This window comes from Mesorhizobium sp. STM 4661 (assembly GCF_000359125.1).
Classification (GTDB): domain Bacteria; phylum Pseudomonadota; class Alphaproteobacteria; order Rhizobiales; family Rhizobiaceae; genus Mesorhizobium.
The window spans coordinates 22,728-46,044 of record NZ_CAAF010000018.1; the positions used below are offsets into that span (position 1 = coordinate 22,728).

Consider the following 23,317-nt stretch of genomic DNA (forward strand, 5'->3'; position numbering starts at 1 on the left):
GGGACCTGGTTCCCGGGCGGCGCGGCAGCGAGCGGATCATGGTAAGCGCTTCGTAAACGAAACGGCCGCTGGGCCTCCTCGTTTACCGATTGTTCACCATGCCGCATTTCGAAACCAAGCAGAAACAATGGCTTGGCAGTGAGCGGCCGGCTCTCCGTTGCATGGCAACGCCATCCGGCCGGAATCCTGCGATGCGCCTTCACACAGGCCCTAAGGCCGTGACGATGGAGGCGGAACGCATGCGGCATTTTGAGGGTTTTGTTCAGGCGATCGGCAGCTTCGGCAGGGATCGCAGCGGAAACTTCGCGGTTCTTTTCGGCGTTGTCGGGTCGGTTCTGGCGCTGGGCGCCGGCTTTGCCGTCAACGTCTCGCAGCTCTACAACGCCAGATCGAGCCTGCAAGGCGTGGTCGATGCGGCGGTGACCTCGACGGCGCGCGACCTGACGACCGGTGTCATCACGGAGGCCGATGCCAACAAATCGGTGCAGGCCTTCCTCGACGCCAACAGCACGGCCGGCATCCTGCAGGCCGATCAGATCGTGCTCGACAAGCTGACGGTCGACAGGACGGCCATGACGGTCCAGGCGGACGTCCATGTCGATGTCGGCCTCTATTTCCCGATCTTCGGCCTGGACAGCGCACGGCGCGTCACCGCTTCCACCACTGCCCTCTATTCGGACAAGACGGTCGAGGTGGCGATGATGCTCGACGTAACCGGGTCGATGGCCGGCCAGAAGATCAAGGATCTGAGGACGGCCGCGGCAAACGCCGTAGACAGTTTTCTGGGTGGGCAAGATCCCACCAAGCCACGAGTGCGCGTGGCCATCGTGCCCTACGCCAATTCGGTGAATGCCGGCACGCTTGCCGCCAGCAGCGTCTATGTCGAAACCAAGGACAGCCAGCGCAAACAGGCGCCGGGCAATGGCGATGCACAGTATGCCGCCGGCTTCACGCGCCCGGACAATTGCGCCACCGAGCGCAAGGGGACCTATCAATATTCGGATGCAGGTCCCGACGTCAGCATGGTCAATCGCGATTATCTGCTGTCGTCCTTTGCCAGGCAGACCAACACCGCTGCCTGCCCGGCCGCCGCGTTGAAGCCGCTGACGGCGGACGCCGATGCGCTCAAGAACGTCATCAAGAATTTCGTCGCTTCGGGCGGCACCGCCGGCCATATCGGCGTGCAGTGGGCCTGGTATATGCTTTCGGAGAACTGGGGCAGCGTGATGAAGGCTTCAGAGCGGCCGGCCAAGGCGAATCCGAAAAAGGTCGCCAAGATCGCGATCCTGATGACCGACGGTGAGTTCAATCTCTCCTATTTCGACGCCAGCACCGTCGGTGACGTCTACAACGACGCCGGCAAGGAACCGACCCGCACGGCGGCCAAGACGCTGTGCGCCGCCATGCGCGACAAGGGCATCGAAATCTTCACCATCGGCTTCGATCTCAACGAGGAAAATGCCATGGCGACGCTTCAGGATTGCGCGAGCCCGGACACCGCCAAAATCAAGCACTTCTACCAGGCGGCCGATGGAGCCGAGCTCAACCAAGCGTTCCAGGACATAGCGCGCAATATCGAAACCCTGACGATAGCCAAGTAGGGCATGACGACTGGGGGGCCTGATCGGGCAGAAACGGAAAAGGCCGCCGCTTCTTCACGAAGCCGGCGGCCTTCCGTGTTTCCGTCCGTGGCGCGGCCCATGGCGGCGACGCCTCGCGTCACCCGCCGCGCATCTCGCGCCTTAACGGGAAGACTGCTTCCCGAAAGTGCAATCCGCTGAGGCCACGTTCTGGAAAACGAAATCACTCGACATCGGATCACCTCCTTTCGATTTGTTGAACACACCCTCATGATGGTGTGCGCCGCAGCAAATGGCAAGGCTCCTTGCTGAAAAAGCCGCGTATGATGTTTTTCGGCACCGGAGCGGGTTGCGGTCGACTGGCCAACCGGACAACAATGTCACATTGGACTGCCGGCACCCGGCGCATCGGGGAAGGGGTATGGACGCCACCGACAAGGCCGCGCGAATCGTTCGCACGGTCATCGAAACGCTGAAGCCGGGGTTCGCGGTCAGGCTGTGGACGGGCGAGCGGATCGGCCCTGCAACTGGGCCCGTGCTCACCATCAACGACCAGGACATCGTCTGGCAGGTAATCCGCCGGCCCACTTTGTCGACGCTGATCGAGATGTGGGTGTCGAAGGCCATCGACCTCGAAGATGGCTCTCCGCTCGATCTCTACGCAATGCCTTTCGAAGGCAAGCTGCGCCTCAAGCTGAAATCACTACCGAAGCTGGCGATTCTGCGCGATCTGCCCGCCGTGCTGTTTTCGCGAAAGCAGATGACGTCGCGGACCGATCTCGCCGGCCGCAACCCCTTCGTCAGCGGCTCGAGCAAGCAGGCGATCGAGCACCACTACGACATCTCGAATGCCTTCTACCGGCTCTTCCTGGACGAGCGGATGGTCTATAGCTGCGGGTACTTCACCGACTTTGCCAATGATATCGACATGGCACAGGCCGACAAGCTGGAACACATCTGCCGCAAGCTCAGGCTAAAGCCGGGCGACCGCCTTCTCGACATTGGCTGTGGGTGGGGCGGAATGCTGATCCATGCCGCCAAGAACCATGGTGTGATCGGACACGGCGTCTCTCTGTCGGAGGAGCAAACGGCACTTGCCCGCGAACGCATCCGTGCCGAAGGGCTGGAGGACCGGATCACCATCGATATCAAATCCTATACCGAGCTCACCGGCAGCTACGACAAGATTTCCTCGATCGGCATGTTCGAGCATCTTGGGCTCGTCAATCATGCGGCGTACTTTTCGACCATACATCGCCTGCTCAAGCCAGGTGGCATCTACCTGCACCACGCCATAACCAAACGCGACAAGGGCAGCTTGAAGAAGACGCTGCGCAAGGACCCCGGATACAAGGCTCTGATCAAGTATATCTTTCCGGGCGGCGAACTCGACACGATCGGGATGACGGTCGGCAATCTCGAGGCGCACGGTTTCCTCGTCCACGATGTCGAGAATTTGCGCGAGCACTACGCTCAAACCTGCCGCCTGTGGGCGCAACGGCTGCAGGCGCGGTTCGGCGCGGCGGTGGCGGAAGTGGGCGAGCCAAAGGCGCGGCTGTGGCTGCTTTACCTCGCCGGATGTTCGCAGATGTTCAGCAATGGCTCGACGCAGCTGTTCCAGACGGTGGCGACAAAGAGGATGCGCGGACCAAGCGGTTTGCCGCCGACGCGGGCGGATCTTTATCGGTGATCTGGAGCGACCGCGGCGGCTCGCCGATCTTAAGGCCGGCCGGTCGGTCGATGGAGTGGATTGCGGCCAGCCGGTCGGACAGGCAAAGTCTTGTCGGTGTTCTCGGGCGGGGATAGACAGACATGGAAGCAGCTGACAGGGCCGCACGGGTTGTTCGAACGGTCATCGAAACGCTGAAGCCGGGTTTTGCGGTCAAGCTATGGACCGGCGAACGGATCGGCCCCGCCACCGGCCCCGTGCTCGCCATCAACGACCAGGACATCGTCTGGCAAATGGTGCGCCGCCCCACCTTCTCGACGCTGATCGAGATGTGGATTTCCAAGGCCGTCGACGTCGAGGACGGATCGCTGTTCGATTTCTATGCCCTGCCTTCGCGCGGCAATCTCAAGGCAAAACTGAAAACACTGCCGAAGCTGGCGATCCTGCGCGACCTTCCCGCGGTGCTATTTTCGCGGAAGCAGATGGCGGCGCGGACCGATCTTGCTGGGCGCGATCCCTTCGTCAGCGGTTCCAGCAAGGAGGCGATCCAGCACCACTACGACATTTCGAACGCCTTCTATCGGCTCTTCCTCGACGAACGCATGGTCTATAGCTGCGGCTACTTCACCGATTTCGCCAACGGCATCGACCAGGCGCAGAAGGACAAGCTCGACCATATCTGCCGCAAGCTCAGGCTGAGGCCTGGCGAGAGGCTGCTCGACATTGGCTGCGGCTGGGGAGCGATGCTGATCCATGCGGCGAAAAATTACGGCGTCATCGGCCACGGCGTCTCGCTGTCGGAAGCCCAGACCGAGCTTGCTCGCGAGCGCATCCGCGCCGAGGGGCTGGAGGACCGCATCACCATCGAGATAAAATCCTATGCCGAGCTCTCCGGCTCCTTCGACAAGATATCCTCGATCGGCATGTTCGAGCATCTGGGCCTTGCCAACCACGCCACCTATTTCTCGAGCATCCATCGCCTGCTCAAGCCGAGCGGCATCTACCTGCACCATGCCATCACCCGGCGCGATAAGGGCAACAGGAAGAAGACCTTGCGCAAGGGGCCGGAATTCAAGGCGCTGATCAAATACATCTTTCCCGGTGGCGAGGTCGACACGATCGGCATGACGCTCGGCAATCTCGAGGCGCACGGTTTCCTTGTCCACGACGTCGAGAATCTGCGCGAGCATTACGCCCGCACCTGCCGCCTGTGGGCGGAGCGCCTGCATGCCCGCTTCGACGAGGCGATCGCCGAGGTCGGCGAGGCCAAGGCGCGACTCTGGCTGCTTTATCTGACCGGCTGTTCGATCACCTTCGAACGCGCCTCGGCGCAGATTTTCCAGACCGTCGTCACCAGGCGGGCGCGAGGCCCGAGCGGCCTGCCGCCGACGCGGGCGGATTTGTATGGGTAATTTAAATGAAGCGCATCGGCGCACCGATTCCGACGCGGGCCGACCGGTCGACCGTGCAGTAGACGCCCATATTGTGGGCGTTGTGGCGAACCAGATTGCGCAGGATTGCCGGGTCGTGGTCGAACCCGTCCTGGGCGATGATGGTGAAGCCGCATCGCCGGCACGGTTCCGATACGGTCAAGAGCAGGTCGCCGATCGCCAGCTTGCGCCCGATCCATTCCGTTTCCGGGAACGATCCCTCGATCGCCGCCATGTCGACGACGATGTTGGGGCGGAAGCGGCGCGGATCGGGCGATCCCTGCGGATGCAGCGCCCTCAGCCGCGCCAGCGAGGCGGTGGTCAGGAGGTGGATGGGAGCCTTGCGGTAGCGCTCCGCGGTCAACGGGCCGGCGTAGCCAGGCGCAGCGTTCTCCCGGCGAAACGGCCGGATCGAGACTTCGAAGCCGAGATAGGCCGAAACGGCGCGGTCGCTTTCGGCGCCGGGCGCGGCCAGCCAGTCGCCGCCGGGAACGGCGATCTCGAGCGCTCTGTCACCGGTCAGCCGGGTGCGGATCAGCGGCACCCTGTGCCATTTCGCCTCGCGATCGGGCTGCGCGATCTCGTTATTCGAGGCATCGACAAGGCCGAACAGGCGGTCGCCATCGATGGTCTCCTTTCCGACAATGATCGCGTCCTGGCGTTCGCCGGCGAGCGAGCTCGCCGGATAGCGCCAGAGCTCGCTGACAGTGCCGATCTCGATCGAGACCGGCATCAAGCTTTCTTGTTCTGGCGATTGGCGACGAGATCGTCGACCACCGCCGGATCGGCCAGCGTCGAGGTGTCGCCAAGTGCTGCAAAATCATCCTCGGCGATCTTGCGCAATATGCGCCGCATGATCTTGCCCGAGCGGGTCTTCGGCAGGCCCGGCGCGAACTGGATCTTGTCGGGTGTGGCGATAGCGCCGATCTCCTTGCGGACATGGGCGACGAGTTCCTTGCGCAACTCCTCGCTCGGCGTCTCGCCGGCCATCAGCGTGACGTAGCAATAGATGCCCTGGCCCTTGATGTCGTGCGGATAGCCGACGACGGCCGCTTCCGAGACCTTGTCGTGGCTGACGAGCGCCGACTCGACCTCCGCCGTGCCCATGCGGTGGCCGGAGACATTGATGACATCGTCGACGCGGCCGGTGATCCAGTAATAGCCGTCGGCGTCGCGGCGGCAGCCGTCTCCGGTGAAGTACTTGCCCTTGTAGGTCGAGAAATAGGTCTGCACAAAGCGTTCGTGATCGCCATAGACGGTGCGCATCTGGCCGGGCCACGAGTCGGTGATGCAGAGATTGCCGTCGGCCGTTCCTTCAAGCACTTTGCCGTCGCCGTCGACCAGCTGCGGCCTAACGCCGAAAAAGGGCCGCGTCGCCGAGCCTGCCTTGAGGTCGGTGGCGCCGGGCAGCGGCGTGATCAGGATGCCGCCGGTCTCGGTCTGCCACCAGGTGTCGACGATCGGTACCTTGGCGTTGCCGACGACGTTGAAATACCACTCCCAGGCTTCCGGGTTGATCGGCTCGCCGACCGAGCCCAGCACGCGCAGCGACTTGCGCGAGGTCTTCGTCACATGGGCGTCGCCGGCGCCCATCAGCGCGCGCAGCGCCGTCGGCGCGGTGTAGAAGATGTTGACCTTGTGCTTGTCGATGACCTCCCAGAAGCGGGACTGCGAGGGATAGTTGGGCACGCCTTCGAACATCAGCGTGGTGGCGCCGTTGGAAAGCGGCCCATAGAGGATGTAGCTGTGGCCGGTGACCCAGCCGACATCGGCGGTGCACCAGTAGATGTCGCCGTCATGGTAGTCGAAGACATGTTGGTGCGTCATCGAGACGTAGACGAGATAGCCGGCCGTGGTGTGCAGCACGCCCTTCGGCTTGCCGGTCGAACCTGACGTGTAGAGGATGAACAGCGGATCCTCGGCCTTCATCTTCTCCGGCTTGCATTCGGCCTTAACCGTGGCGATCTCGTCGTGATACCAGACGTCGCGCCCGGCGACCCAGCCAGTCTTGCCGCCGGTGCGGCGCACGACCAACACTTTGTCGACTTTGGTGCCGGCTTTTGCCGCGATCTCGATCGCCTTGTCGGTGTTTTCCTTGAGCGGGATCGGCTTGCCGCCGCGCAGGCCCTCGTCGGCGGTGATGACGAAGGTCGACTTGCAGTCGTCGATGCGACCGGCGAGCGCGTCCGGCGAAAAGCCGCCGAAGACCACCGAATGGATGGCGCCGATGCGCGTGCAGGCAAGCATTGCATAGGCCGCCTCCGGGATCATCGGCATGTAGATGGTGACGCGGTCGCCCTTCTTGACGCCGTGCTTCTTCAGCACGTTGGCCAAACGGCAGACATGCGCATGGAGCTCGTTATAGGAGATCTTGCGGTCGTCGTAGGGGTTGTCGCCTTCCCAGATGATCGCGGTCTGGTCGCCGCGTTTCTTCAGGTGCCGGTCGATGCAGTTCCACGACACGTTGGTCTCGCCGTCCTCGAACCATTTGATCGAGACCTTGCCGTCGAAGGAGGTGTTCTTGACCTTGCTGAAAGGCTTGAACCAGTCGATGCGCTTGCCGTGCTTGCCCCAGAACTTGTCGGGGTTCTTGACGCTGTCGGCATACCATTTGAGATACGTGTCGTTGTCGATCAGCGCGTTCTTCTTCCACGCCGGCTGGACGCGATGGACATGAACATCGGACATTTCTTCGCTTTCCTCCCAAACCATGCCGCCGGCTTGACGCACCCGCGGGCTCGCGGCATTGCAGCCGCGAATTCGCGCGCATTATTAACAGTTCCGCCGTGACGGCAACATTAGACGTTGGGTTTGATGGAAGATTGGGGGTTTGCGCGGCGGGATGCCGCAGCCGTCTATTTGCGGCGGCTGTCAGCACTCGGGCGGGGTCGCTGCTAACTACATGTTTTTGCGTAGTAAACTCGGTCTAAATCACGAAATATCAATAGACGATTAAGCAAATAGCGCGCACAATTTCACTTTGGGAGGAAAGGAGAATCAACCTGGGGGCTGCAATGCGCGACCATTCAGAAATGGACCTGATGCTCAAGGGCTATGGCTTGACCACGGCCAAGATTCTTTATCACTTTCCCGACCATCCGCATCTGCTGCAGAGCTACATCTGGCAGGACTACGACATCGCGCCGAAATTTCCGGTGCTGATCCGCTTCATCGAGTTCTGGAAGACCAGGCTCGACGGGCCGCTGCATTCGGTGAGCTATACGCACCAGAAGCTGATCGCACCGAATGAGTGGCGCAAGGTCGACGGCGAGTTCGTGTTGCACTAGGCGGCGGCGCCGATGCCTGAAGTCAGCTTGCCGTGCGGCTGCTGAGGTCGGCGCTCTACGTCGCCCCCCTCTGTCCTGCCGGCCCATGCACGATCAGACCGCCGGCGGACTGAGCCTGGCAAAGGCCTCCTGCCGGCGATAGGGAAAGTACGGATAGGGCGCGGTGACCTCGCTCGCCGCGTCGAGCTTCTTGATCTGCTCGGCCGTCAACGTCCAGCCAACTGCGCCAAGGTTCTGGCGAAGCTGTTCCTCGTTGCGGGCGCCGATGATGACGGACGACACGGTCGGGCGTTGCAGGAGCCAGTTGATGGCGATCTGCGGCACGGTCTTGCCGGTTTCCTCGGCTACCGCATCGAGCGCGTCGACGACCCGGTAGAGATGTTCGTCCTCGACCGGAGGTCCGAAGCTTGCGGTGTCGTGCAGCCGGCTTTTTTCCGGCAGCCTCTCGCCACGGCGGATCTTGCCGGTCAGGCGGCCCCAGCCGAGGGGGCTCCACACCAGGGCGCCGACGCCCTGGTCGAGGCCGAGCGGCATCAGTTCCCATTCATAGTCGCGGCCGACCAGCGAGTAATAGACCTGATGGGCGACATAACGCGGATAGCCATGCCTGTCCGCCAGGCCGAGCGATTTCATCACCTGCCAGCCGGAAAAATTGGAGACGCCGACATAGCGCAGCTTACCGGCGTGCACGAGGTCGTCCAGCGTTGACAGCACCTCGTCGATCGGCGTTCCGGCGTCGAAGGCATGCAACTGCAAAAGGTCGATGTAGTCGGTGCCGAGACGCCTCAGCGCGTCTTCCACCGATTTGATCAGCCGCGAACGCGAGGAGCCGTAGTCGGCCGGCCCGTCGCCCATCGGCAAAGATGTCTTGGTCGAGATCAGCACGGCGTCGCGCCGGCCCTTGATGGCTTCGCCGAGCACTTCCTCCGAAGCGCCGTTCGAATAGACGTCGGCGGTATCGAAGAGGTTGACGCCGGCCTCGAGGCAGATGTCGATTAACCGCCGTGCCTCCTTGGCATCGCTGTTGCCCCAGGCGCCGAACAGTGGGCCGGAACCGCCGAAGGTTCCCGCGCCGAACGAGAGCGCCGGGACCTTCAGGCCCGATGCGCCAAGACGTCGATAGTCCATGATCTTATCCTTTTGAGTTGCGAACTGAAGCAGCGGATGTGCCACTCAGTTTTTGACCAGTATGTCGAGGTCGACGGCGTCGGCCATGGCCCGGTTTCCCTTTTCGCCCGGATGAAGATGGTCACCGGAATCGAACTCGGGCAGCAGGCGTGTCGGGTGCGCCGGGTCGCGGAGCAAGAGGTCGAAGTCGACCACGGCATCGAAGGCGCCGCTGGTCCGGATCCAGTGGTTGACCTTCTGGCGTAGTGCTTCCTTTTCAGGCGTGTAGTAAGCATCGAGCGGCGTGCCGCTCAACGCACCCTCGAACGGGGTCAACGTGCCGCCGACAATACTGAGATTGTGAGCGTGAGCCTGGGCAGCGAGTTGCAGGTATCCGCCGATCAAGGTTTCAAACGAAGGCAGGGATTTCTCGGGCGCGAATGGCGTTCCGGGCCAACTGATGTCGTTGATACCGATGAGCAGGATCACGGCCTTGACACCGGGCTGAGCAAGGACATCGCGGCTGAAGCGGGCGGATGCTTTCACTCCCATGGCGTCGTCCAGCAGCCTAGCCCCGGATATGCCCGCGTTCAGCACCGCAATCTGCTTTGAGGCGAGGCGCTCGGCGAGGAAATCGGGCCAGCGGTTATCGGCATCCAGAGTAGCGCCATTGCCGTCGGTGATCGAATCGCCGATGGCGACGACAGCGCCGTCATTTGCGGGCGCATCGATCAGGATTTCGGTGAGCAGGATGCGCGCGTCGATGGTTCCCGTGGCCGCGAATGTGCTCGAAGCCGACTGGTTGCCGTCGCCGATATAGGCGGTCTGCTTGCCATCCCAATGAAAGGTCGAGAGCGGGGTTTCCTGCGGCAGATAGACCGAGACGGAAAGGCGACTCAAGGCATCGAGGGGTACGTCCACCGGATCGCTGATCAGGGATGTGCCCGGTGGAATTGTCGCCTTCGCCTGCCCGCCAAAGGTTATCAAGCGATCGGTGCCGGAGACGATTTTCGACCCGTCACCGGCGACCGCGCCATGGACTTCGCCGATCTGGACCGGCGTGCCGGCGTACTCGTTCGACAGGACGATGCGAAACCTATCGCCGCCAAGGCTGATCTTGACCGTCTGGCGGATGGTCTGGTTCTCAAGCTTCGGTGGTATCTTCACCGGCAAGGCAAAATCGGCGCTCCATCTCGATTGCGGACTGGCCAGCCAAGTGCCGACCCACGCCTGCTTTTCGCCAGCGATGGCCGGAGCGAATACGAACGACGCCGCCAAAGCGAGCGGAACGAGCCGCTTCGCAAAAGCAATGATGGCGCGATGAACCGGATGTCTGCTGTTGGTCACAACGGTCTCTCCTGTTGGGTTCATGTCATGGCTTCTGTCGGGATCGGCGGCTTTCGGGGTCGCGGTCACTCCGCGGCGCTGGGGCAGACGGCGACCGGTGCCAATCGCTCGCTGTTTCTGTCGAGACGCAGTGCCAGCGCCGCCACGCCGAGTGCCGAAAGCGGCAGCAAGGCGGCGACCCAGGTGACGGAGCCAAGACCGGGACCATTGGCGATGACCACGCCGCCGAGCCAGGCACCGGCGGCATTGCCGAGATTGAAGGCGGCGATGTTGAAGGACGAGGCCAGGCTCTGGCCGGCACCTTGCGCCTTTTCCAGCACCCACATCTGCAGCGGCGCCACCGTGGCAAAGGCGGCGGCGCCGAGCAGGCCGACATAGATGACGGCCATTGTCTGGCTGTGCAAGGCAAAGGTCATCGTGCCGAGTACCAGCGCCAGCACGACAAGGCTGCCGAGAACGGACGGCACCAGCCAGCGGTCGGCGAACTTGCCGCCCAGCAGATTGCCGGCGATCAGGCCGCCGCCGAAGACGAGCAGGATCGGCGACACGGCCGCTTCCGGAAAGCCACTGATCTCGGTCAGCAGAGGTGCGATATAGGTGAAGACGGCGAAGACGCCGGCATAGCCGAGCACGGTGGTGGCGAAGCCGAGCAGGACGGGCGTGCGGCCGAGCACGGCAAGATCGGCGCGCAGGTCGCTCTTCTCCGGCGCTGCCTGGCCGCGCGGCACCAGAAGGAGAATAATAGCGAAGGCCGCGACCCCGACCAGGGTCACCGCGAGGAAGGTCGCGCGCCAGCCGAAGGCCTGGCCGAGCCAGGTACCGAAGGGGACGCCGAGGATGTTGGCGATGGTCAGGCCGGTGAACATCAGCGCGATCGCCGAGGCCTTCTTGTTGGGCGCGACCAGCCCGGTCGCGACGACCGAGCCGACGCCGAAGAAGGTGCCATGGGCAAAGGCGGTGATCACGCGGGCGCCCATCAGCGTCCAGTAGTCGGGAGCGAGCGCACAGGCGAGATTGCCAAGCGTGAAGATCGCCATCAGCGCCAGCAGCACGGTCTTGCGCGGCCAGCTTCCGGTGGCGATGGTCAAAAGCGGCGCGCCGATGACGACGCCCAGCGCATAGCCCGAAATGAGCTGGCCGGCTGCCGAGATCGAGACGCCCAGATCCTTGCTGACATCGAGCAGCAAACCCATGATCACGAATTCGGTGACGCCGATGCCGAAGGCGCCGGCGGCGAGGGCGTAGAGAGCAAGAGGCATGGCGGTCGTCCTGTTCGTGGCAAAGGACGCTGTTTGCCCCGCGTCCCGACCGAAAGATCGTGTTGCGGCGAACTGTGAACCAGACTTGCCCCAGGCATATTTTCTGTGAAATAGATTCACGAATGGCGAGACCAGATATCAACCGCTCCGGCGAGATCGAGGTGTTCGTCCGCGTCGTCGAGGCCGGCAGCTTCTCGGCGGCGGCGCGGGCGCTGCGGATGACGCCATCGGCGGTGAGCAAGCTGATCGCGCGGCTGGAGGCGCGGCTCGGCGCACGGCTCGTCAGCCGTTCGACGCGCAAGCTGCAGCTCACACCTGAGGGCATCGCTTTCCACGATAGCGGCGTGCGCATCTTGGCCGATATGGCGGCGGCAGAGCGCGAGGCGGCAGCGGGTGCAGCGCCCCGCGGCCTGCTGCGCGTCAACAGCTACGTGCCATTCGGGCAGCACCGGCTGATCCCGCTGCTGCCACGTTTCCTCGAACGCTACCCCGAGATCTCGGTCGACCTGGTCCTGACCGATAGCGTCATCGACCTGATGGAAGAGCGCGCCGATGTCGCCATTCGCGCCGGGCCGCTTGGTGAGTCACGGCTGGTGGCGCGCAAGCTCGGGCAGAGCCGGGTGGTCGTGGTTGCCGCGCCGTCCTATCTCGAAGCGCATGGCACGCCCCGTTCGCCTGCCGATCTCGACCGGCACAACCGGATGGGCTTCCGCTTCTCGCGCCATATCGACGGCTGGCCATTTGTCGACAAGGCCGGCCGGCCCACCGTCGTGCCGGCGACAGGAAACGCGCTGGTCAGCGACGGCGAGGCGATGCGGCTGATGGCGCTTTCAGGCGTCGGCATCGCCCGGCTGGCGCGCTGGCATGTGGAGGCCGACATCGCCGCCGGGCGACTGGTGCCGCTGCTGGAGGACTACAATCCGGGCGACGCCGAACTCACTCACGCCGTCTATGTCGGCCAGGGCAAGCATCTGCCGGCGCGAGTGCGGGCCTTTCTCGATTTTCTGGTCGAGACGGCGCGGTTGGGCTGAGGCCGAAATCGGGAGCCGCCGGCTCCCGACTATTGGGGCGGGGACGCCGCTACTTCTTCGGCGTGAACGGCGCCGGACGGCGGCCCGCCGCCTGGCGTTCGACCATCCAGCCGGGATATTCGGCCGGCAGCGCGCTCACCTCGTCCAGCTTGGCGAGATCGTCGGCATCGAGCTTCAGCGCGGTGGCGGCAAGGTTCTGTTCGAGCTGCTCCATGCGGCTGGCGCCGATGATGACGCTCATCACGAAGGGCTTGGCCAAGACATAGCCGAGCGCCACCGTGGCGACGCTGACGCCGTGCTTCCTGGCGATGTCGCGCATGACGGCAACCGCGGCCCAGGCACGGTCCTCGTTGACCGGCGGGAAGTTGAAGGAGGCGCGGCGGCCCTCGCCATTGCCGGGCGCGCCGGGGCCGTATTTGCCGGAGAGCAGGCCGCCAGCCATTGGCGACCAGACCATCAGCCCGAGCCTTTCCTCATTGAGCAATGGCACGATCTCGCGCTCGAGGTCGCGGCCGGCGATCGAATAATAGGATTGCACCGTCTCGAAGCGGGCAAAGCCCTTGTGCTCGGCGATGCCCAGCGCCTTGGCGATGCGCCATGCTGCCCAATTCGAGACGCCGACATAGCGCACCTTGCCGCTGGCAACGAGATCGTCCAACGCTCGCAGCGTCTCGTCGATCGGCGTCACCGTATCGGTCCCGTGCAGCTGGTAGAGATCGATATGGTCGAGCTGCAACCGTTCGAGGCTGGCATCGACCGAATCCATAATGTGACCACGCGAGGAGCCGCGCTGGTTCGGGCCGTCGCCCATGGCGCCGTGCACCTTAGTGGCGATGACCACGTTCGACCTGACAATGCCGAGATCCCTGAGCGACTGGCCGAGCAGGCGCTCGGACTCGCCAAACGAATAGACGTCTGCCGTATCGAAGAAGTTGACACCGGCGGCGATCGAGCGGGCGACGATCTCGTTGACGCCCTTCTGATCGAGGCTGGCGATCAGGCCCCATTGGGCATTTTCGCCGGCGGCGCCGAAGGTCATGGTGCCGAGGCACAGTTCGGAGACGAACATCCCCGTGTTTCCAAGTTGATTGTAGCGCATGGTGCGGCTCCAGAGGATTTGGTGATGACGCCCAGGAAATAGGAACGATACGTTTCGTTTCCAGCCTCTGGCGCAACGACCCTTCCGAATTGGGCTAAGGGCCGCGAGGCTCTGGCGGCGCAATCCGAAGGATCAGATTTCCCAGGGATTGAGTACCGTCACGCCTGTATCGTCAAAGTCAGCAACGTTACGTGTTACCAGAATGAGATCGTGGACAAGCGCGGTCGCTGCTATGAGGGTGTCGGCGCTGCCTCGTGTGCGGCCGGCGGTAATGCGGCCCCAAGTCAAAGCGACATCTTCAGTAATCGCAAGGATGCGATCGGCATTGTCACGCCGAAGCTCTCGCAGCCACAGATCGAGGCGCGTTGCCCTTTCGGGATCGACCTTGCGCAGCTTGACGATCCCACGCTCGATTTCGCCGAGGGTAATGACGCTGAGATTGACCGAGGCCGGATCCACCGAAGCCAACCAAGCGGTGGGTTTGGGTAAGCGCCTCTCCACATCCGAGATGACGTTTGTGTCGAGCAGATACATCAGAGGTCGATGTCCCGGATCATCGTATCCGAGCGACGGTTGACCTCCTCAGCAAAATCATCGTCCCAGACTGGGCCCGTTAGAAGATATTCGGCAAGGGTCTTCTTCTTTCCCGACAAGCGGTCATAGTCTTCGGCGGAAAGCACCACTGCCGCGCGCTCGCCGCGGAGCGTTACAGTTTGCGGCCCTTCGCTACGCGCGCGCTGCACCACTTTGGAAAAATTGTTCTTTGCGTCCTGCAGGTGCCAGTTCATCAGCAATGCTCCTAGCTAGCTTGGCTAGATATACAAACAAAGTGCGCCTGCATCAAGGCTTGGCGCATACGAGCGAGAACTGCCGAGGATCAATGTGTGTGTCAGCGGCTGCCGAAGATTGCCGCGCCGACCCTGACGCTGGTGGCGCCAAAGGCGATCGCTGTCTCGTAATCGCCCGACATCCCCATCGACAGTTTTGCGACGCCAGCCTCCGTGCTGAGCTTTTCCAGCAGCGCGAAATGCGGGCCGGGGTTCTCGTAGGCCGGCGGGATGCACATCAGGCCGGCGATGGCGAGGCCATGGACGTCGCGGCAGCGGGCGACGAAAGCGACGGCCTCGCGCGGTTCGATACCGGCCTTTTGCGGTTCGGAGCCGGTGTTGACCTGGACGTAAAGCCTTGGCGTCCGGCCTTGCCTGGCAATTTCCTTGGCGAGTTCGGCGGCGATCTTCTCGCGATCGACCGTCTCGATGACGTCGAACAGCGCGACCGCTTCCTTGGCCTTGTTCGATTGTAGCGGGCCGATCAGATGCAATTCGAGGTCGGGGAAGGCCACCTTCAGTGCCGGCCATTTGGCCTGCGCTTCCTGCACGCGGTTCTCGCCGAAGACGCGCTGGCCGGCCTCGATGACCGGGCGGATGTCGGCGGCGTCGAAGGTTTTCGACACCGCGACCAGCGTGACGGCGCCGGTGTTACGTCCAGTCTCCTGCTCGGCGGCGGCGATCTTCGCCTTGACTGTGAAAAGCTGTTCGACGGGGCTCGCCATCCCTATATCCTGCCTGTCTTTATCGTTCTCGGCCGCCTCGCCGCAGTTGACGGGTCCGGCAATCCATGGTGAACACCGCGACGACACTTTCCTGGCCGCCGGGCACTGTCCGGCGCTCCGAGCCTGCTTTTAAGTGAAAAACATCCGATGGCAACCGAACGATACAATCCGCGTGCGTCAGAGCCCAAATGGCAGAAGGCCTGGGACGCCGAGAAGCTGTTTGAAGCTGACAATGACGACCCGCGCCCGAAATACTACATGCTGGAGATGTTCCCCTATCCGTCGGGGCGCATCCATATCGGCCATGTGCGCAACTATACGATGGGCGACGTGGTGGCGCGCTACAAGCGGGCCAAGGGTTTCAACGTTCTGCACCCGATCGGCTGGGATGCCTTCGGCCTGCCGGCCGAAAACGCGGCGCGCGACAACAATGTCAATCCACGCGACTGGACCTACGCCAATATCAAAACGATGAAGGGCCAGTTGAAGTCGATGGGCCTGTCTTGGGACTGGGCCCGCGAGTTCGCCACCTGCGATGCGAGCTACTACAAGCACCAGCAGAAGATGTTCCTGGATTTCTGGAAGGCCGGGCTGGCCGAGCGCAAATCGGCGAAGGTCAACTGGGATCCGGTCGATATGACGGTGCTCGCCAACGAACAGGTCATCGACGGGCGCGGCTGGCGATCCGGCGCACTGGTCGAGCAGCGCGACCTGACGCAATGGTTCTTCAAGATTACCTCGATGGCGCAGGAATTGCTGGACAGCCTGTCGACGCTGGAGCGCTGGCCGGACAAGGTCAAGCTGATGCAGGCCAACTGGATCGGCCGCTCGGAAGGCCTACTGATACGCTGGCCGCTGGCCGCCGCTACGGCGCCCGCCGGCGAGCACGAGCTTGAGGTCTACACGACCCGGCCCGACACTATTTTCGGCGCCTCGTTCATGGCGATTGCGGCAGACCATCCGCTGGCGAAAAGGACTGCGGAAGACAACGCCGAGCTGGCCGCCTTCATCAAGGATATCAAGCGCGGCGGTACGGCGACCGCCGAGATCGAGACCGCCGAGAAGAAGGGATTTGATACCGGCATCCGAGTCGTCCATCCGTTTGACGAGAGCTGGACGCTGCCGGTTTATGTCGCGAATTTCGTGCTGATGGACTACGGCACCGGCGCCATCTTCGGCTGTCCGTCTGGCGATCAGCGCGATCTCGACTTCGCCAATAAATACGGACTGCCGGTCATTCCGGTAGTGATGCCGGTAGGCGCCGACGCCAGGACCTTCCAGATCACCGAGGAGGCCTATACCGACGACGGCGTGATGATCAATTCGCGCTTCCTTGATGGTATGACGCCACAGGCCGCATTCGATGAGGTCGCCACTAGGCTGTCAGGCATCGCTATCGGCAATCGGCCGCAGGCTGAGCGCAAGGTGCAGTTCCGGCTGCGCGATTGGCTGGTCTCGCGCCAACGTTGCTGGGGCGCGCCAATCCCGGTGATCTATTGCGACGATTGCGGCGCCGTGCCCGTGCGCGCCGAGAATTTGCCGGTCGAGTTGCCGGATCACCTGTCCTTCGACAAGCCAGGCAATCCGCTAGACAATCATCCGACGTGGAAGCATGTCGACTGTCCGCAATGTGGCAAGCCGGCGCGACGCGACACCGATACGATGGACACGTTTGTTGATTCATCCTGGTATTTCGCGCGCTTCACAGACCCGTGGAACGAGGTTGCGCCGACGACGATGGCCGTGGTCGATGGCAAGAACGGCTGGCTGCCGGTCAACCAATATATCGGCGGTGTCGAGCATGCGATCCTGCACCTGCTCTATTCGCGCTTCTTCACCCGCGCCATGAAGGCGACCGGCCATCTCAATGTGGTGGAAGAGCCGTTCGATGGCCTGTTTACCCAAGGCATGGTTGTGCACGAGACCTACCGTATCGGCAGCGGCGCCAACGGCCAGTACGTCACTCCGGCGGAGGTCAGGGTTGACATGATCGATGGGGAGCGAAAGGCGGCTTTGATCAGCGACGGCACGCCGGTAGAGATCGGCGCGATCGAGAAAATGTCGAAGTCGAAGAAGAATGTCGTCGATCCCGACGATATCTTGGCAAACTACGGCGCTGATACCGCACGCTGGTTCGTGCTGTCCGACTCGCCGCCCGACCGCGACGTGATCTGGACGGAAGCTGGCGTCGAGGGCGCACACCGCTTCGTGCAGCGCGTCTGGCGTCAGGTGTCGGAGGCAGCGCTCGCGCTGGCAGGGGTATCACCTGCACAAGGCGTTTCCGGTCCCGCGCTTGAACTGTCGCGTATGGCGCATCGTGCCGCCAAGCAGGTGGCGGAGGATATCGAGAGGATCGCTTTCAACAAAGGCATCGCTCGGCTCTATGAATTGGTCAATGCTATCCAGGCGCTTGCGCCCGCCGGCGCCTTCATGGCCAGCCAAAGTGAGCTCAGCGGGTCCAATATCTTGGGTGGCAGAAGTCTGAACCCGGAAAACGCTTCGGCGTTGCGTGAGGCGCTGGAAATGCTGGTCATCATGATCGCGCCCATGATGCCGCATCTGGCTGACGAATGCTGGTCGACCTTGGGCGGGACAGGATTTGTCGCCGAACGGCCGTGGCCGGTCTATGATCCGGCGCTCGTCGTCGACAGCGAGATTGTGCTGCCGGTCCAGGTCAACGGCAAGAAGCGCGGCGATTTGACAATTGCCCGCGACGCGGACCAAGGTGCGGTCGAAAAGGCGGTTCTGGCTCTCGACTTCGTGCAGAAAGCGCTCGAAGGTAAGGCACCGCGCAAGGTGATCATCGTGCCGCAGAGGATCGTCAATGTCGTTGCCTGATCCGGAAAAGACAGATGTGACGCGTCTGCTGCGCCGCGCGGCACTTTGCGGCCTGGTCGTCTCGGCCGCGCTGCTTTCGGCCTGCACGGTGCGCCCGCTCTATTCGAGCGCGCCGCTCACCGCCGGCTCGCAAGTCGGCGCCGCCGCCGAACTGTCATCGATCTCGATCAAGCCGGTCAAGACCCGTTATGCCCAGCAGGTCCGCAACAATCTGATCTTCGCGCTCGGCCAGGGTGCGGGCGAGCCGGCTTCGCCGGTCTATTCGCTTGATCTCGGCGTCACCGAACTCGTCGAATCCGCTGCTATCGTGCAGATCCAGACCGACGAGGACGAACCGACAGCAGGCACGGTGACGCTGACCGCGAACTATGTGCTGACCGACGCCAAGACCGGCACGACGATCGCCACCCGCAAGCGCTCGATATCGTCGTCCTTCGACAAGCCGCGTCAGGAGTTCGCCTCCTACAGGGCGCAGATCGACGCCGAGAACCGCGCGGCGCGCGAACTGGCGGATTTGCTGCGCCTGTCGATCGCCCAGGATCTGGCCAAATACACAAAGACAGTGGCGGGTTAGAACCTATCCGGCCTGGGTTGAGACGTTCTGGTTATCGCCGACAGCGCACAAAAAAGGCCGATTGCTCGGCCTTTTTTGCGCGAACGCGGTGTCTTGATTTCAGCCGATCTTCTGGCCGGTCTTTGCCCAATCGGCCAGGAACTGCTCCAGGCCCTTGTCGGTCAGCGGGTGCTTGACCAGCGCCTTTAGCGTCGCCGGCGGCGCGGTGATGACGTCGGCGCCGATGAGGGCTGCCTGCTTGACGTGGTTCACCGTGCGCACCGAAGCCGTCAGGATCTCGGTCTGGAAATCGTAATTATCGTAGATCTGGCGGATCTCCTGGATCAGCTCCATGCCGTCCGAACCGGTGTCGTCGATGCGGCCGACGAAGGGCGAGATGAAGGAGGCCCCGGCCTTGGCGGCGAGCAGCGCCTGGTTGGCGGAGAAGCAGAGCGTGACGTTGACCATGCGGTTCATCTCGGTGCGGATCGTCTTGCAGGCCTTCAGCCCATCCAGCGTCAGCGGCACCTTGATGCAGACATTGTCGGCGATCTTGGCCAGGATCTTGGCCTCCGCCATCATGTCCTTGTATTCGGTGGCGACGACCTCGGCCGAGACCGGGCCCTTGACGATATCGCAGATCTGCTTGGTGACGTCGGCGATCTTGCCGCCGGACTTCAGGATCAGCGAGGGATTGGTGGTGACGCCGTCGAGCAGCCCCAGATCGTTCAGCTCGCGGATTTCCTTGATATCGGCGGTGTCGACAAAAAATTTCATGGGGGTCTCCTGAAGATTTTCATGTGCATGCCATGCACATTTGGGGTCGGCCTTTGCTCTAGACCAAAGTCGGGGCAAGGTCACGTCTCATGATGGAAGATTCGCCCTTTGTCGCGGCCGCACCGGTGCTGGTGCCGATGCCGGTCGAGCGACCCTACACCTATGCCGTGCCCGCCGGCATGCGCGTGGTGCCGGGTTCTATCGTGCGCGTGCCGCTCGGCCCGCGCCAGGTCGCCGGCATCGTCTGGGACGGCGCCGTGGAAAAGGTCGATGCGAAGAAATTGCGCCCGATCGAGCAGGTGTTCGACTGTCCGCCGATCGACCGCGCGATGCGCCGCTTCGTCGACTGGCTGGCGCAATACACGCTGTCACCGCCCGGCATGGTGGCGCGCATGCTGCTCAGGGCACCGGAGGCCTTCGATCCGGAACCGTGGATCGAGGGACTGCAACGCACCCTGGCCAACCCCGACCGCATGACGGATGCGCGGATGCGCGTGCTGGAGACGGCCGAAGGCGGACTCGCCTGGACGCGGTCCGGACTGGCGCACGCGGCCGGTGTGTCGTCGACCGTCATCGACGGGCTGAAGGCTCAAGGCGTGTTCGAGACCGTCATGATACCGCCGCGGCCGGTGGTCGCGGCACCCGACCCTGACTATGCCCGGCCTTCGCTGATGCCCGACCAGAGCGATGCGGCCGCCATGCTGCGCGCCAATGTCGCGGCCGGCGCATTCGGCGTCACCCTGCTCGACGGCGTGACCGGGTCCGGCAAGACGGAGGTCTATTTCGAGGCGGTGGCCGCCGCGCTCGACCGGGGCAAGCAGGTGCTGATCCTTTTGCCGGAAATCGCGCTGACGCATGCCTTTTTAGAGCGCTTCCAGGAGCGGTTCGGGGCCAAGCCGGCGGAATGGCATTCGGACCTGCCGCCAAGGATGCGCGAACGTGTCTGGCGGCAAGTGGCGGAAGGCGGCGTGCGCGTCGTCGCCGGCGCGCGCTCGGCGCTGTTCCTGCCGTTCAAGGAACTCGGGCTGATCGTCGTCGACGAGGAGCACGACCCTGCCTACAAGCAGGAGGACCGGGTCTTCTACAATGCCCGCGACATGGCGGTGGTGCGCGGCCATATCGGTGGCTTCCCGGTCGTGCTCGCCTCGGCGACGCCGTCGGTCGAAAGCCGGGTCAATGCGCAACAGGGCCGCTACAGCAGGGCGGTGCTTTCGGCGCGCTTCGCCGAGGCGGCTCTCCCCGACCTGAAGACGATCGACATGCGGCGCGCGCCGCCGGCGCGCGGCGGCTTCCTGTCACCGGTACTGCTTGGCCATATGCGCCAGACGCTGGAGAGGAAGGAGCAGTCGCTGCTGTTCCTCAACCGGCGCGGCTATGCGCCGCTGACGCTGTGCCGGGTCTGTGGCCACCGCTTCGGCTGCCCGGTGTGCTCGGCCTGGCTGGTCGAACACCGCTTTCGCGGCCAGCTCGTCTGCCACCATTGCGGGCACAACGAGAAGCGCCCCGAAGCCTGCCCGGAATGCGGCACGCTCGATCATCTGCTGGCGTGCGGGCCGGGCGTCGAGCGCATCGCCGAGGAGGTGGTGACGCATTTTCCCGACGCCCGCACCATCGTGCTCTCATCCGATCTGATGGGAGGGGTGCGGCGGCTCAGGCTCGAGCTCGAAGCCATCGCCAATGGCGAGGCCGACATCGTCATCGGCACGCAGTTGGTCGCCAAGGGCCATAATTTCCCTGATATGACGCTGGTCGGGGTGGTCGATGCCGATCTCGGCCTCGCCAATGGCGATCCGCGCGCCGCCGAGCGCACGTTCCAACTGCTCAGCCAGGTGACCGGCCGCGCCGGCCGCACCGGCAAGAAGAGCCTTGGCCTGCTGCAGACCTTCCAGCCCGACCACCCGGTGATGCGGGCGATCGTCTCCGGCGATGCCGAGGCCTTCTACGAGCGCGAGATCGCCGAACGCGAGCGGGCGGCATTGCCGCCGTTCGGCCGGCTCGCCGGCGTCATCGTCAGCGCGGTGACGCGGGCGGAAGCCGAGGGCCACGCCAGGGGCCTGCGCCGCGCCGCGCCCGAGGCCGCCGACCTGTTCGTGCTGGGACCGGCCGAGGCGCCGCTGTCATTGCTCGGCGGACGCCATCGCTTCCGCCTACTGGTCCAGGGCGAGCGGCGCGCCGACATGCAAGGCTTCATCCGCGCCATGCTGGCCGAAGGGCCGAAGCAGCGCGGTTCGGTCAGGGTGCAGGTCGATATCGATCCGCAGAGCTTTTTGTGAGCTCGAAGAATTACGCTTTTGGGCCGGCCTCAACGAACGGGTTCAGGTAAGGTACATCGAGAGTCGCAAAATGCCGCACATTGGCTGTCAAGACAGACAGGCCGTTCAAACGAGCAGTCGCTGCGATCAGGACATCTGCCAGGCCAGGATTGACGCCCCTGGCGTTAGCGCTGTCCTCCAATCGCCCGGCCTCTCGCCCAATTGCAACATCGACCGGGAGGATGCGCTGGTCGAACTCGATAAGCAAACTTTCGAACCAGCGACGGATGCGTTCCGCCTTCGCATGCCCACCCGACCGGTTCAGCTTCGCGATGCCTCTTTCCACCTCTAAAACAACGATTGACGACATATGCCAGGAGCCGCGCTCCCTTTGATCGGCGACCCACTTCTGCACATGCGATGGAAGCAGGGGGCGGTCAGGTGCAAAGGCCGAGAGAAAAGACGTGTCAAGCAAATAGTCGCTCAAAATTCGACCTCTCGCGACGGCGATTGGTTCCGCTCTAGCTCGATACCGCCTGGATACTGAAGCAAGAAATCCACGAAGTCTTTTTGGCTACCTTGCGGATAAAGTTTCCGTCCCTCATCAATCGGTACAACCATGGCAGTCGGCTTGCCATGCTTGGTGATGGTAGTAGGCTCGCCATTCGCCGCCGCCTCGACGAGCGCAGACAAGCTCGCCTTTGCCTCTCGTACCTGCATTGTCCTCATGTGTGAAACTCCTTGTGGTCTCATGTGGTCACAATATAGGAACCGTGGAGGAAAAGGAACAGTCTTTATGAAAACCCTTGGCCTTCTTGGCGGCATGAGTTGGGAATCAACGGCCATCTACTATCGGCTGCTCAATGAGATCGTGCGCGAGCGGCTCGGCGGGCTGCATTCGGCGAAATTGCTGCTCTGGTCGTTCGACTTCGCCGAGATCGCCAGCATGCTGGCGACTGGGAAGGTGCCGGCACGCTTCTCACCGAGGCTGCACGCAAGCTCGAAGCAGCCGGTGCGGAGGGGCTGGTGATCTGCACCAACACCATGCACAAGCTGGCCGATCAGGTGCAGGCGGCGGTGTCGATGCCGCTGATCCACATCGCCGACGCCACGGCTGCCGCGGTCAGCCAGGCCGGCGTCAGCCGCCCGGCTTTGTTGGCGACGCGCTTCACCATGGAGCAGGACTTCTACAAGGGCAGGCTTATCGAGAAGTACGGGCTGCAGCCGGTAGTGCCGGATCAAGCCGGGCGGGATATGGTTCATCGCGTGATCTACGACGAGCTCTGCCAGGGCATCGTCAGCGCCGTATCAAAGGCGGCTTATATCGACGAAATCGCCCGCCTGCGGCGCGATGAAAAGATCGACGGCGTCGTCATGGGCTGCACCGAGATCACCATGCTGATCGGCCAGCCGGATTTCGACATTCCGGTATTCGATACGACGCGCATCCATGCCGAGGCGGCGGTCGACTTCGCGCTCTCTTGATGCGCTTTTCCTAAAGTGCCGGCCGCCATCTGGCGCATGTCTCTTCCTTCG

General features: G+C 63.1%; 20 protein-coding genes and 1 pseudogene. 9 read left to right on the forward strand and 12 right to left on the reverse strand.

What is annotated here, in order from left to right; translation table 11 throughout:
- Nucleotides 1–191 precede the first annotated feature (191 nt).
- The 3 genes from MESS4_RS05330 (at nt 192) to MESS4_RS05340 (ending at nt 4,661) form a co-directional block, all read left to right on the forward strand.
- The gene (locus MESS4_RS05330) at nt 192–1,601 is read left to right on the forward strand and encodes a pilus assembly protein (RefSeq protein ID WP_348259308.1); all 1,410 of its coding nucleotides are present in this window, start codon (nt 192–194) and stop codon (nt 1,599–1,601) included.
- A gap of 400 nt (nt 1,602–2,001) precedes the next feature.
- The gene (locus MESS4_RS05335; protein ID WP_006327437.1) at nt 2,002–3,270 is read left to right on the forward strand and encodes a cyclopropane-fatty-acyl-phospholipid synthase family protein; all 1,269 of its coding nucleotides are present in this window, start codon (nt 2,002–2,004) and stop codon (nt 3,268–3,270) included.
- Between the two features lie 122 nt (nt 3,271–3,392).
- Entirely contained in the window at nt 3,393–4,661 is a 1,269-nt protein-coding gene (locus MESS4_RS05340; RefSeq protein ID WP_006327438.1) for a cyclopropane-fatty-acyl-phospholipid synthase family protein, read from the forward strand.
- A gap of 1 nt (nt 4,662) precedes the next feature.
- Here MESS4_RS05340 and MESS4_RS05345 read toward each other — a convergent pair whose 3' ends face one another.
- Nucleotides 4,663–5,412, reverse strand: coding sequence for an MOSC domain-containing protein (locus MESS4_RS05345; protein WP_036240748.1), 750 nt, complete (start codon nt 5,410–5,412; stop codon nt 4,663–4,665).
- The gene (gene acs, locus MESS4_RS05350; RefSeq protein WP_006327440.1) at nt 5,412–7,367 is read right to left on the reverse strand and encodes an acetate--CoA ligase; all 1,956 of its coding nucleotides are present in this window, start codon (nt 7,365–7,367) and stop codon (nt 5,412–5,414) included. The genes MESS4_RS05345 and acs overlap by 1 nt, the downstream gene beginning before the upstream one ends.
- A gap of 326 nt (nt 7,368–7,693) precedes the next feature.
- On the opposite strand from acs, the gene MESS4_RS05355 reads away from it, so the two are divergent.
- Complete coding sequence (locus MESS4_RS05355; RefSeq protein WP_006327441.1) at nt 7,694–7,966, forward strand: usg protein; 273 nt, start codon at nt 7,694–7,696, stop codon at nt 7,964–7,966.
- Nucleotides 7,967–8,059: 93 nt separating this feature from the next.
- On the opposite strand, the gene MESS4_RS05360 is transcribed toward MESS4_RS05355, so the two are convergent.
- The 3 genes from MESS4_RS05360 to MESS4_RS05370 form a co-directional block, all read right to left on the reverse strand.
- The gene (locus MESS4_RS05360) at nt 8,060–9,094 is read right to left on the reverse strand and encodes an aldo/keto reductase (protein WP_006327450.1); all 1,035 of its coding nucleotides are present in this window, start codon (nt 9,092–9,094) and stop codon (nt 8,060–8,062) included.
- Between the two features lie 45 nt (nt 9,095–9,139).
- A complete protein-coding gene (locus tag MESS4_RS05365) occupies nt 9,140–10,420 on the reverse strand; it encodes an SGNH/GDSL hydrolase family protein (RefSeq protein WP_244441053.1) in 1,281 nt (426 codons plus the stop codon).
- A 65-nt stretch (nt 10,421–10,485) separates the two neighbouring features.
- Nucleotides 10,486–11,679 (reverse strand): MFS transporter, encoded by a 1,194-nt coding sequence (locus MESS4_RS05370; RefSeq protein ID WP_006327459.1) that lies wholly within the window; start codon nt 11,677–11,679, stop codon nt 10,486–10,488.
- Between the two features lie 122 nt (nt 11,680–11,801).
- Here MESS4_RS05370 and MESS4_RS05375 point away from each other — a divergent pair, with 122 nt between their 5' ends.
- Nucleotides 11,802–12,710 (forward strand): LysR family transcriptional regulator, encoded by a 909-nt coding sequence (locus tag MESS4_RS05375; protein WP_006327460.1) that lies wholly within the window; start codon nt 11,802–11,804, stop codon nt 12,708–12,710.
- Nucleotides 12,711–12,759: 49 nt separating this feature from the next.
- Here the strand turns inward: MESS4_RS05375 and MESS4_RS05380 are convergent, their stop codons facing one another.
- From MESS4_RS05380 to MESS4_RS05395, 4 genes are all read right to left on the reverse strand, one after another.
- A complete protein-coding gene (locus tag MESS4_RS05380; RefSeq protein WP_036240749.1) occupies nt 12,760–13,809 on the reverse strand; it encodes an aldo/keto reductase in 1,050 nt (349 codons plus the stop codon).
- A 132-nt stretch (nt 13,810–13,941) separates the two neighbouring features.
- Nucleotides 13,942–14,343, reverse strand: coding sequence for a type II toxin-antitoxin system VapC family toxin (locus tag MESS4_RS05385; protein ID WP_006327462.1), 402 nt, complete (start codon nt 14,341–14,343; stop codon nt 13,942–13,944).
- Nucleotides 14,343–14,597: a type II toxin-antitoxin system Phd/YefM family antitoxin gene (locus MESS4_RS05390; protein ID WP_006327463.1), complete on the reverse strand. Its 255-nt coding sequence runs from the start codon at nt 14,595–14,597 to the stop codon at nt 14,343–14,345. Before MESS4_RS05390 ends, MESS4_RS05385 begins: the two co-directional genes overlap by 1 nt.
- A gap of 101 nt (nt 14,598–14,698) precedes the next feature.
- Nucleotides 14,699–15,361: a YggS family pyridoxal phosphate-dependent enzyme gene (locus tag MESS4_RS05395; RefSeq protein ID WP_006327464.1), complete on the reverse strand. Its 663-nt coding sequence runs from the start codon at nt 15,359–15,361 to the stop codon at nt 14,699–14,701.
- Between the two features lie 147 nt (nt 15,362–15,508).
- Here MESS4_RS05395 and leuS point away from each other — a divergent pair, with 147 nt between their 5' ends.
- Complete coding sequence (gene leuS, locus MESS4_RS05400) at nt 15,509–18,199, forward strand: leucine--tRNA ligase (RefSeq protein ID WP_006327465.1); 2,691 nt, start codon at nt 15,509–15,511, stop codon at nt 18,197–18,199.
- Nucleotides 18,186–18,773 carry an LPS assembly lipoprotein LptE gene (gene lptE, locus MESS4_RS05405; RefSeq protein WP_006327467.1) on the forward strand — a complete coding sequence of 196 codons (588 nt, stop codon included), beginning with the start codon at nt 18,186–18,188 and terminating at the stop codon, nt 18,771–18,773. The genes leuS and lptE overlap by 14 nt, the downstream gene beginning before the upstream one ends.
- Before the next feature lie 99 nt (nt 18,774–18,872).
- On the opposite strand, the gene fsa is transcribed toward lptE, so the two are convergent.
- A complete protein-coding gene (fsa, locus tag MESS4_RS05410; protein ID WP_006327469.1) occupies nt 18,873–19,529 on the reverse strand; it encodes a fructose-6-phosphate aldolase in 657 nt (218 codons plus the stop codon).
- Nucleotides 19,530–19,618: 89 nt separating this feature from the next.
- Between fsa and MESS4_RS05415 the strand changes: the two genes are divergently transcribed.
- The gene (locus tag MESS4_RS05415) at nt 19,619–21,802 is read left to right on the forward strand and encodes a primosomal protein N' (protein WP_006327470.1); all 2,184 of its coding nucleotides are present in this window, start codon (nt 19,619–19,621) and stop codon (nt 21,800–21,802) included.
- Between the two features lie 10 nt (nt 21,803–21,812).
- On the opposite strand, the gene MESS4_RS05420 is transcribed toward MESS4_RS05415, so the two are convergent.
- Entirely contained in the window at nt 21,813–22,268 is a 456-nt protein-coding gene (locus MESS4_RS05420) for a type II toxin-antitoxin system VapC family toxin (protein WP_006327472.1), read from the reverse strand.
- Nucleotides 22,265–22,510 (reverse strand): type II toxin-antitoxin system prevent-host-death family antitoxin, encoded by a 246-nt coding sequence (locus MESS4_RS05425; RefSeq protein WP_006327474.1) that lies wholly within the window; start codon nt 22,508–22,510, stop codon nt 22,265–22,267. The genes MESS4_RS05420 and MESS4_RS05425 overlap by 4 nt, the downstream gene beginning before the upstream one ends.
- 67 nt (nt 22,511–22,577) lie before the next feature.
- On the opposite strand from MESS4_RS05425, the pseudogene MESS4_RS05430 reads away from it, so the two are divergent.
- A pseudogene (locus MESS4_RS05430) lies at nt 22,578–23,266 on the forward strand (aspartate/glutamate racemase family protein).
- Nucleotides 23,267–23,317: the final 51 nt, after the last annotated feature.

Excerpts from the sequence above, each read along its gene's own strand:
- MESS4_RS05370 (WP_006327459.1), bottom strand. The coding sequence starts at position 11,679 with ATGCCTCTTGCTCTCTACGCCCTCGCCGCCGGCGCCTTCGGCATCGGC.
- MESS4_RS05335 (WP_006327437.1), top strand. The coding sequence starts at position 2,002 with ATGGACGCCACCGACAAGGCCGCGCGAATCGTTCGCACGGTCATCGAA.
- MESS4_RS05385 (WP_006327462.1), bottom strand. The coding sequence starts at position 14,343 with ATGTATCTGCTCGACACAAACGTCATCTCGGATGTGGAGAGGCGCTTA.
- MESS4_RS05395 (WP_006327464.1), bottom strand. The coding sequence starts at position 15,361 with ATGGCGAGCCCCGTCGAACAGCTTTTCACAGTCAAGGCGAAGATCGCC.
- MESS4_RS05390 (WP_006327463.1), bottom strand. The coding sequence starts at position 14,597 with ATGAACTGGCACCTGCAGGACGCAAAGAACAATTTTTCCAAAGTGGTG.
- MESS4_RS05340 (WP_006327438.1), top strand. The coding sequence starts at position 3,393 with ATGGAAGCAGCTGACAGGGCCGCACGGGTTGTTCGAACGGTCATCGAA.
- leuS (WP_006327465.1), top strand. The coding sequence starts at position 15,509 with ATGGCAACCGAACGATACAATCCGCGTGCGTCAGAGCCCAAATGGCAG.
- MESS4_RS05345 (WP_036240748.1), bottom strand. The coding sequence starts at position 5,412 with ATGCCGGTCTCGATCGAGATCGGCACTGTCAGCGAGCTCTGGCGCTAT.
- MESS4_RS05355 (WP_006327441.1), top strand. The coding sequence starts at position 7,694 with ATGCGCGACCATTCAGAAATGGACCTGATGCTCAAGGGCTATGGCTTG.
- acs (WP_006327440.1), bottom strand. The coding sequence starts at position 7,367 with ATGTCCGATGTTCATGTCCATCGCGTCCAGCCGGCGTGGAAGAAGAAC.
- MESS4_RS05425 (WP_006327474.1), bottom strand. The coding sequence starts at position 22,510 with ATGAGGACAATGCAGGTACGAGAGGCAAAGGCGAGCTTGTCTGCGCTC.
- fsa (WP_006327469.1), bottom strand. The coding sequence starts at position 19,529 with ATGAAATTTTTTGTCGACACCGCCGATATCAAGGAAATCCGCGAGCTG.
- lptE (WP_006327467.1), top strand. The coding sequence starts at position 18,186 with ATGTCGTTGCCTGATCCGGAAAAGACAGATGTGACGCGTCTGCTGCGC.
- MESS4_RS05330 (WP_348259308.1), top strand. The coding sequence starts at position 192 with ATGCGCCTTCACACAGGCCCTAAGGCCGTGACGATGGAGGCGGAACGC.
- MESS4_RS05415 (WP_006327470.1), top strand. The coding sequence starts at position 19,619 with ATGATGGAAGATTCGCCCTTTGTCGCGGCCGCACCGGTGCTGGTGCCG.
- MESS4_RS05360 (WP_006327450.1), bottom strand. The coding sequence starts at position 9,094 with ATGGACTATCGACGTCTTGGCGCATCGGGCCTGAAGGTCCCGGCGCTC.
- MESS4_RS05380 (WP_036240749.1), bottom strand. The coding sequence starts at position 13,809 with ATGCGCTACAATCAACTTGGAAACACGGGGATGTTCGTCTCCGAACTG.
- MESS4_RS05375 (WP_006327460.1), top strand. The coding sequence starts at position 11,802 with ATGGCGAGACCAGATATCAACCGCTCCGGCGAGATCGAGGTGTTCGTC.